This window comes from Streptomyces sp. G-G2 (assembly GCF_030063135.1).
Taxonomy (GTDB): Bacteria; Actinomycetota; Actinomycetes; order Streptomycetales; family Streptomycetaceae; genus Streptomyces.
On sequence record NZ_JASISO010000122.1, the window covers coordinates 1 to 1708 of the forward strand.

2 protein-coding genes are annotated in these 1708 nt (G+C 69.4%); one reads left to right on the forward strand and one right to left on the reverse strand.

Annotated elements, in window-relative coordinates; translation table 11 throughout:
- The first annotated feature begins 117 nt into the window (after window positions 1–117).
- Window positions 118–645, forward strand: a complete 528-nt coding sequence (locus QMF80_RS37840; RefSeq protein ID WP_283461956.1) for a hypothetical protein — start codon at window positions 118–120, stop codon at window positions 643–645.
- On the opposite strand, the gene QMF80_RS37845 is transcribed toward QMF80_RS37840, so the two are convergent.
- Complete coding sequence (locus tag QMF80_RS37845) at window positions 605–1438, reverse strand: IS5 family transposase (RefSeq protein WP_283461959.1); 834 nt, start codon at window positions 1436–1438, stop codon at window positions 605–607. The genes QMF80_RS37840 and QMF80_RS37845 overlap by 41 nt on opposite strands.
- Window positions 1439–1708: the final 270 nt, after the last annotated feature.

The following is a 1708-nucleotide window of genomic DNA, read 5'->3' on the forward strand; positions in this document are numbered from 1 at the left end:
AGAAGCCGTTGTCTTACCGATTCTGATCGCTGAGTTTTCCCAGCTCAGGCATGGTTTCGCTGTCGGGGTGGGAGGGTTCGGGCGTCGTGTTCGGGCTTGGTGGTGCGGAGGTTTTCGGTGGCGTCGGTGATGGGGTTGATGGAGCGGCGGGAAGCGGTGGCTCGGGTGCGGGTGGAGGAGCTTCGCTCCGAGGCCGAGCGGGTCCTGGCCGAACTCGCCGGGGCCGAAGCGGTGCTGGAACGCCGGGTGTCGGCGGTGGCGGAGCTGGCCGAGGCCCTGACGGAACTCGGGGCGGAGTCGGTGACCGGCGTCCCGGTCGCCGAGCAGGTCACCGAGGACGTGCCGGGGCCGGTCCCGGTGGCCCGGTCGGTGGTGCCGCGCCGTGCGGAGGGGGTGGAGCTCTCTGTGCTCGCGCCGGACTACCGGCGGATCGTGGAGCTGGTGGAGAACGAGCCCGCGGCGGCCGGTGGGGAGGGGGTCTCGGCGAAGGAGATCACCTCCCGGTTCGGGCTGGAGTTGGTGCCGGCGAAGATCGAGGGGGTGCGCTCACGGGCGAAGCGGCTGGCCGAGCGGGGCTGGCTGGAGGTGTCCCCGGCAGGCCGGTTCACGCCGCGAGAATCGGCCGCGCCTCCTGCGGGACGGTGACCGCCCGGGCGCTGGGGGTGGTGCGGGCCAGGCGGCGGCTCATCAGCATGACCATCGAGAAGTGGACGAAGGCTTCACTGGAGGCGGGCAGGGACTCGAAGTCCCGCACCAGACGCCGCGAGCGCATAAGCCACCCCAGCGTGCGCTCGACCACCCACCTTCTCGGCAGCACCACGAACCCCTCCATGTCGTCGGTGCGTTTCACGATCTGCAGCGTGAGCCGGAGCTTCTCCTGCGCCCAGGTGACCAACCGGCCGGTGTAGCCGCCGTCGGCCCAGATCAGGACGATGTTCCGGAACCTTTCCCGCAGGCCGGGCAGGAGGAGGCGGGCGGCCTGCCGGTCAGTGACGTTCCCGGCGGTCACCAGCACCATGAGGATCATCCCCAGACAGTCCGTGATCACATGCCGACGCCTGCCGTTGATCTTCTTGCCGCCGTCGTAACCCCGTGAGCCGGCCGGGACCGAGGCGGCGGCCTTCACCGACTGCGAGTCGATGATCGCGGCGGTCGGCTCCGCCTCGCGCCCTTCGGCGATGCGGACCTTTCCGCGCAGCCGGTCGTGGAGCTCGGCGACCAAGCCGTTCGCCCGCCAGCGGCGGAAGAACGCATAGACACGGTCCCAGGGCGGGAAGTCGGCGGGCATCGCTCGCCACTTGATCCCGTTGTCGGTGATGTAGAAGATCGCGTCCAGTATCTGCCGGTGGCAGTAGCCCTCGGGCTGCCCGCCCTTCCCCTCCATCCAGGCCGGCACCGGTAGCGCGGCCCGTACGACCTGCCACTGCACGTCCGTCATGTCCGACGGATACCGCCGTGCCCGCCCGGGCCGGTCGGCCGCGTTCCCGAACCGGTGAGCGAGGCAATCGCACGACACGCCCGCGGAGTTGAACCCGACCGGCGACACCACGTACAACTGCAACAACAGGGCCTCCTGGCATTCCTTGGTCTCGACAACCCGGAGATGTTCAGGAGGCCCTGCCTTCATGCGCGGACACGGCCAGGTTCACCCGCCCCAGCCCCCGTTTTCGATCACATCGCTCTCATGATCGATAGAGATACGGCTTCT

Coding starts and splice junctions, on each gene's coding strand:
- QMF80_RS37845 (WP_283461959.1), bottom strand. CDS start 1,438: ATGACGGACGTGCAGTGGCAGGTCGTACGGGCCGCGCTACCGGTGCCG.